Below are 7,093 nucleotides of genomic sequence, written 5' to 3' on the forward strand. Positions count from 1 at the left end.
CTTCCCCAGAATTTGGGTGGGGTAAAAAATGATAGTAGTCAAACCCGCCCCTACACAAAAAACAAAAATGTTTCCGCCTTTTTTGCCAGATGTGGTGAAAATTAGGCTACCCTTTTACCTAATCCCGCAACCCAGATTCCCGTTGCACCCGCTATGAGTAACCGCCACTGGTTAAAGATTACTGAATACCTTTTCCTCGCTGGTTCAGCATTGGGAACGGTTATCGCCGCTGCAACTCAGCAGGCGGTTTACGCCGCCGCACCGATTACGATTACTCTGGGATTAAATTTAGCTAATCGAGGGCGATTTGATCAGAAGACTCATCAACAGACAGAAACCGCGATCGCACTCCTCCAGCAACGAGTTACTAACTTAGACTCTCTACAATCCCAGATTGCAGAATTACACGATGCGATCGCACAACTCCAGCAACGAGTTACTAACTCCGATTCGCTTAAATCCCAGATTGCACAATTACACGATGCGATCGCACTCCTCCAGCAACAAGTTACCAACTCCGATTCGCTTAAATCCCAGATTGCAGAATTACACGATGCGATCGCACAATTCTCAACCCCAGAACCCAATTCTCCCACGATTCAGTCTACTGTAGACATCCAACCGCTTTTACCCGACACCATTCCCCAATGGCAATGTGTCAACACCCTCACCGGAAATTTAGCGCCAATTACCACGCTGACTCTTCATCCAGACGGACAAATTATTGCCACTAACACGATTAACAATACAATTCAATTGTGGAATATTCAAACTGGACAAAAACACCTCATCCTTAAAGGACATTCCCACGCGGTTTTATCCATCGCCTTTAATCCTCACGCACAAACCCTAGCCAGTGGTAGTGCGGATCATACGATTAAGCTGTGGGATACTCGTACTGGACAGCAAAAACGTAGTCTCAAAGGCTATTTTTACTATTTTCTCGCCGTCGCCTTTAGTCCCGATGGTTTAACCTTGGCGAGTGGGAGTGCTGACTGTACGGTTAAGCTTTGGGATGCTAATACGTTAGCCCAAAAACGCATTTTTAAGGGACATGGGGACAAAGTTTATACAGTAACTTTTAGTCCTGATGGGCAAATCCTTGCCAGTGGGAGTCGGGATGGCATGATTAAACTCTGGGATGTGCGTTCCTCTGTTCGCCACGATACGATCACCCTCAACGGGCATCAAGGCGGGATTTATACGGTCATATTTAGCCCCGATGGACAATGGCTGGCGAGTGGAAGTGCAGACTGTACAATTAAATTATGGGACATGAGAAGTGGACAGGAAAGGTATACATTAAAGGGACATACTGATGAGGTGCGCTGTCTTGCCTTTAGTCTGGATAGTAAAATCTTAGTCAGTGGAAGTTGTGACCAAACCCTGAAACTCTGGAATTTGGAGGATGGGGAGTTAATTAGCACCTTATCGGAACATGGGGGTGCGGTGACATCTGTGGTTTTCAGTCCCGATGGACAGGAATTCATTAGTGGGAGTAGCGACAAGACGATCAAACTATGGCGTAGGCTTGAGGCGTGCGATCGCGCCTGAACTCCAGTCCGATCAGCCTTGCGCCGCGATCGCAATTCTATCTGTCAATAAGTTGAGAACATAATACAATATTCTACAGTTTCCGAGCATTTATAGCAATCCGCAATAATTTGTGAGATTTTTTTCCTGTTCCCTATTGCCTATTGCCTATTGCCTGTTCCCTGTTCCCTGTTCCCTGACAAATAATTATGAGCTACTGTCTCAACCCTAAATGCCTACAGCCTCAAAACCCCGATGGTAATCGATTTTGCCAAAGTTGTGGGTCAAATTTGCTATTGAGAGAGCGTTATCGGGGGCTTCAACTGATTGGACAGGGGGGATTTGGCAGAACATTTTTAGCTGTGGATGAGGATAAACCATCTAAACCCCATTGTGTGATTAAACAATTTTATCCTCAAGCTCAAGGAACCGATACTGTCCAGAAAGCGGCGGAACTTTTTGAGCAAGAAGCGGTGCGTCTTGATGATTTAGGCTACCATCCCCAAATTCCAGAACTGTTTGCCCATTTTGATCAGGATAATCGCCAGTATTTGGTACAAGAATATATTCCGGGGTACGATTTAGCTCAAATGGTAAAGGTTCAAGGTGCTTTCACTGAACAGCAAATTCGCGACTTACTCAATAGTTTGCTACCATTGCTCGAGTTTATTCATAGTCATAATGTTATTCATCGGGATATTAAGCCAGCCAATGTGATTTGTCGTTCTTGCTCCAATTTCCGGGGAGCCAGAAAAGGACAACTGGTACTTGTGGATTTTGGTGCGGCTAAATTTGCTACGATTACCGCCCTGACTCGCAAAGGAACAATTATTGGTTCCGCTGGCTATGCGGCACCGGAACAGGCGTTAGGTAAAGCATTTTTTGCGAGTGATTTATATAGCCTGGGTGTAATTTGTATTCATCTGTTGACTCGACGCCATCCCCTAGAACTTTATTGTGTGAATGAGGGAGATTGGGTGTGGCGAGATTATTTAACTACGTCCCTGAGTCCGGAATTAGAGCAAGTTCTGGATAAATTGTTGCAACGTGCCATCCGGAGGCGCTATCAACAAGCGCGAGATGTTTTACAGGAGTTGAATCCGGATGCAACGACGACACGTTACCGCTATTTTTCCCAGATAAAGACGTTAACCATACCTGCTATTAATCAAGTCATTCCTCAGAGAAGGACGTGGAAATGCATTCATACGCTCATCGGTCATTCAAGTTCGGTTTGTTCAGTGGCAATTAGTCCTGATGAACAATGTTTGGCGAGTGGAAGTTTTGATAAAACGGTTAAATTGTGGAATCTTCAGACAGGGGAACTGTTGCATACACTGATCAAACATATAAAACCTGTGTTGTCGGTGGCGTTTAGTCCTGATGGTCAAATTCTTGCCAGTGGTAGCGTGGATGATACGATCGAATTATGGCAGTGGCAATCCGGTTTTGTAAGCTGCACGATCGCGGATTATTTCGATGCCAGAGTGTCGATTTGTTTGGCAATAAGTTCTGATGGACAATTCCTGGCTAGTGGTTGCGATCGCCAAATCATTAAAGTCTGGCAAATTGATACAGGTAATTTACTCCACAGTTTCCACCATTCACGCGGGATTAATTCAGTTACCTTTAGCCCCAATGGGCAATTTTTGGTGAGTGGAAGTAGTGATAATACGGTGCAGTTATGGCGTCTGGATAATGGTGAATTAGTCAATACTTTTACAGGTCATGAACGAGATGTCAATTCTGTGGCGATTGACCCTCAGGGGAAAATACTTGCCAGTGGTAGCAGCGATACGACGATTAAATTATGGCATTTAGGGAACGGTAAACTCCTGGCTACTCTCAGAGGACATGGGGATTGGGTGCGAACGGTAAGATTCAGTCATAATGGACGAATGCTGGTTAGTGGTAGCGCTGATGCCACAATTAAGGTGTGGGATTTGCATGGTGGTAAGGTGGCGGCGACGTTAGCTGGACATACCAGGGATGTGAATTCGATTGCATTGAGTCAAGATGGAGAGATGATTATCAGTGGGAGTGGCGATGGCACAATTAAGATTTGGCGATATGGACAATAGGGAACGGGGAACAGGGAACAGGGAATGGGAAACAGAGAACGGGGAATAGGGAATTAAAATTCATAATTCATCAGTTTTATGGATCAGCTTAATCAGTATTATGTAATTTTGGGACTGCAACCGGGTGCGTCTTTAGAAGAAGTTAAACAAGCTTATCGGGAATTAGCTAGGCGTTGGCATCCGGATCGTTTTCCTGATGATCCACAACGACAAGCTAAAGGACAAGAGAAACTAAAAAAAATCAATGAGGCTTACCAACAGCTTAAGTTATCTGCCTCGGTATTACCCCAGCCAGAGATTGTCCAGGATGTGGATGCGGCAACCTATTATAACTGGGGAATGGAACTGGCAAAGGATTGTCAATATCAGCAAGCAATCGACTATTTTAGTAAAGCGATCTGGCTGGATGTTGACTTGGTTAAAGCCTATAAATATCGCGGACTTGCCTATTCTCAACTAGGCGAACATCGACAGGCGATCGCAGATTTTAATCAAGCCGCTAATCTGTATTGGCAATACCAAGAGTTGCGAGACTATCAAGATGTCCTTTTCTGCATTAGTAAGCTACAAAACGTGGTCTTGCAGCCACTCCAGCAGAACTGGCGCTGTGTTCATACTCTTAAAGGTCATACGTATTTTGTCTACGCCGTTGCGATTAGTCCAGATCGAGAAACAGTGGTTAGTGGTAGTACAGATGGAAAAATTAAATTATGGGATGTGCAAACGGGAAAGGAACAGCGAACTCTCAAAGGACATGTAGGGAGGTTTGGTTATGTTCAATCTATTGCGATTAGTCCAAATGGGCAAATCATGGTGAGTGGCGGGAATGATAAAACCATTAAACTTTGGCAACTTAGTACCGGGAAGGAACGGCGAACCTTAACCGGACATTCAGGTTTATTTGCTGGGGTTAAGTCGGTGACAATTAGTCCCGATGGGAAGTTACTTGCCAGTGGTAGCGATGATAAAACGATTAAACTTTGGTCTCTGGCTAAAGGGCGAGAACTACGCACGTTTAAGGGTCATACTGCTGGAGTCAATGGGGTGGCGATTAGTCCCGATGGCAAGATTCTCGCTAGTGGGAGTAGCGATAAAACAATTAAATTATGGCAGGTGGGAAAGGCGCGGGAATTGCATACACTTACAGGTCATACTGATAGTGTAAATGGGATAGCCTTTAGTTCTGATGGGCAGATTCTTGCCAGTGGGAGTGCCGATGGAACGATTAAACTTTGGCAACTCAGTAGTGGACGGATACTGCGAACGTTAAAAGGGCATCATGATCGGGTTAATGCGGTGGCATTTAGTCCCGATGGACAGATTCTTGCTAGTGGTAGCGCCGATAAAACGATTAAATTGTGGCAGGTTAGAAAAGGGCGTAAACTTCGCACCCTGAAAGGTCATGCGGCGGCTATACATGCCGTGGCAATTAGTTTAGATGGACAAATTCTTGTCAGCGGAAGTGCGGATAAAATGATTAAGATTTGGCGATGCGATTGAATGATGAATTGGCATTCCCTCCCCTTGACAAGGGGAGGGTTAGGGAGGGGTTTTTATCAAGGTATTGCTTTCTGGTAGAATCGGTCATGCTGAGCGAAGCGAAGCATCTCAAGGCGGATTTTGTTGGTCAATTATTGGGTTGAATAAGGGCGGGTTTTGTTGTTCAGTTATCAGCTCTTAATTAGCGTTAGTCCCTAAACCCGCCCCTACAATTAAGATGTACTATGGCACGTCCCTACCTACTTACAGCAGATTTGGTGGTTGATGAGGTACAGTCTCTAAGCAAGATCCCCGACTTCTTGGAGAAGTCGGGGATCTGTCTGTGTACCTCACTTACTTGAAAAGCGCTGTATGACTTCTTTTGATCACTAACGGGAGTTACTGGATCAACAAGCTAGTTGACACTCTTCCTTCTAGAAGAAGGAAGATTCTATAGACTTTTTGTTTAGCACAGCGAATAAAGAAAGCCGTGTCGAACTTCATCCCCGATTTAAAAAATATGGGGCTTCCGTTCTCCCGTTCTTTCTCTGTGAAATGGCACTGACTTAAGGCTGGTGGGCAATGCCCACCCTACGGTAGCTCAATTCCTTGTAAAGTAAGCGTTTTTCTTCACTATTGCATATGAAACACCGAGGTAAGCCGAGGTGTTGCCCATTGCCCATTGCCCAGCGCGTAGCGCTATATATCCTCCCTGCGAGGGTGAAATCCTAGGGGAGGTGAACCTAAAATCAAGCCAAGCAAATCCGACAAGTCAGAAAGGATAAAGGTTATGGCAAACACGATGAAAGCCGCCGTGGTGCATAAATTTGGCGAACCCCTATCAATTGAAGCGGTTCCGATTCCAGAACCCCAAGCTGGACAAGTTCTCATCCGTACCGCTACCTGTGGTGTCTGCCATACTGACTTACATGCAGCGGATGGGGATTGGCCCCTAAAGCCTACCTTACCTTTTATTCCTGGACATGAGGGGGCGGGTTATGTCGCTGCTGTGGGTGATGGCGTAACGTTCTATAAAGAAGGCGATCGCGTCGGTGTTCCTTGGCTGCATAGTGCCTGTGGTCATTGTGAATATTGCTTCACGGGTTGGGAAACCTTGTGTCCTGATCAAGAAAACACGGGGTACTCCGTCAATGGCGGTTATGCCGAGTATATGGTAGCACCGGCTGACTATGTAAGTCCGATTCCCGATGGTGTGGATTTTGCGGATGCGAGTCCGATTCTCTGCGCTGGGGTAACCACATATAAGGGGTTGAAAGAAACCAATACGAAACCCGGAGAATGGGTGGTGATTTCTGGTATTGGGGGTTTAGGTCACATTGCTGTCCAGTATGCCAAAGCTTTAGCACTCCATGTTGTCGCCTTAGATACCAGCGATGAGAAGCTGGAGTTAGCCAAGCAATTGGGGGCAGAATTGACGGTGAATGTGACCAAAGAAGACCCTGCTACGGTGGTACACGAAAAAATTGGTGGGGCGCATGGTGCTTTAGTTACGGCTGTTTCTACCGCAGCGTTTCGTCAAGCTTTGGGGACGCTGCGACGAGGTGGTACTTGTGCTTTAGTTGGGCTACCTCCCGGAGAGTTTCCCACACCTATCTTTGAGGTGGTATTAAAACGGATTACGATTCGCGGTTCGATTGTTGGGACGCGCAAAGATATGCAAGAATGCTTACAATTTGCGGCAGAAGGCAAGGTGAAGCCAACCTTGGAGAAGCAACCGTTAGAGGAGATTAATCAGATTTTTGATCGTCTCAGAAACGGTCAAGTAAATGGTCGAATCGTGCTGCAAATTAGCTGATTATTATGACAATCGATCCTGGGGGGTGGGGGAGTTCCATTAACCTCATAAGGGTAGGTTTTTTAAGATTGGGGTTGAGGTAAGACAAGGAAGACAGGTAGACCAGTAGACAAGGAAGAGTGAGAACGAAAAATAGGGCGTTTCGGCTTTTAGAAGTTAGCTTGACCGAACAAGATTCTGTACG

4 protein-coding genes are annotated in these 7,093 nt (G+C 45.8%); all 4 read left to right on the forward strand.

Annotated elements, in window-relative coordinates:
• The first annotated feature begins 153 nt into the window (after positions 1-153).
• The 4 genes from RIE73_RS21280 (at position 154) to adhP (ending at position 6,909) form a co-directional block, all read left to right on the forward strand.
• Entirely contained in the window at positions 154-1,554 is a 1,401-nt protein-coding gene (locus RIE73_RS21280; protein ID WP_446403089.1) for a WD40 repeat domain-containing protein, read from the forward strand.
• Positions 1,555-1,742: 188 nt separating this feature from the next.
• Positions 1,743-3,614, forward strand: coding sequence for a protein kinase domain-containing protein (locus RIE73_RS21285; protein ID WP_446403090.1), 1,872 nt, complete (start codon positions 1,743-1,745; stop codon positions 3,612-3,614).
• A gap of 78 nt (positions 3,615-3,692) precedes the next feature.
• On the forward strand, positions 3,693-5,114 hold the full coding sequence (locus tag RIE73_RS21290; protein ID WP_446403091.1) for a WD40 domain-containing protein: 1,422 nt from the start codon (positions 3,693-3,695) through the stop codon (positions 5,112-5,114).
• 769 nt (positions 5,115-5,883) lie between these two features.
• A complete protein-coding gene (gene adhP, locus RIE73_RS21295; RefSeq protein WP_446403092.1) occupies positions 5,884-6,909 on the forward strand; it encodes an alcohol dehydrogenase AdhP in 1,026 nt (341 codons plus the stop codon).
• The last annotated feature ends 184 nt before the right edge of the window (positions 6,910-7,093 follow it).

Source organism: Coleofasciculus sp. C1-SOL-03 (assembly GCF_040220555.1).
Classification (GTDB): Bacteria; Cyanobacteriota; Cyanobacteriia; order Cyanobacteriales; family Coleofasciculaceae; genus Coleofasciculus.

Excerpts from the sequence above, each read along its gene's own strand:
- RIE73_RS21280 (WP_446403089.1), top strand. The coding sequence starts at position 154 with ATGAGTAACCGCCACTGGTTAAAGATTACTGAATACCTTTTCCTCGCT.
- RIE73_RS21285 (WP_446403090.1), top strand. The coding sequence starts at position 1,743 with ATGAGCTACTGTCTCAACCCTAAATGCCTACAGCCTCAAAACCCCGAT.
- RIE73_RS21290 (WP_446403091.1), top strand. The coding sequence starts at position 3,693 with ATGGATCAGCTTAATCAGTATTATGTAATTTTGGGACTGCAACCGGGT.
- adhP (WP_446403092.1), top strand. The coding sequence starts at position 5,884 with ATGGCAAACACGATGAAAGCCGCCGTGGTGCATAAATTTGGCGAACCC.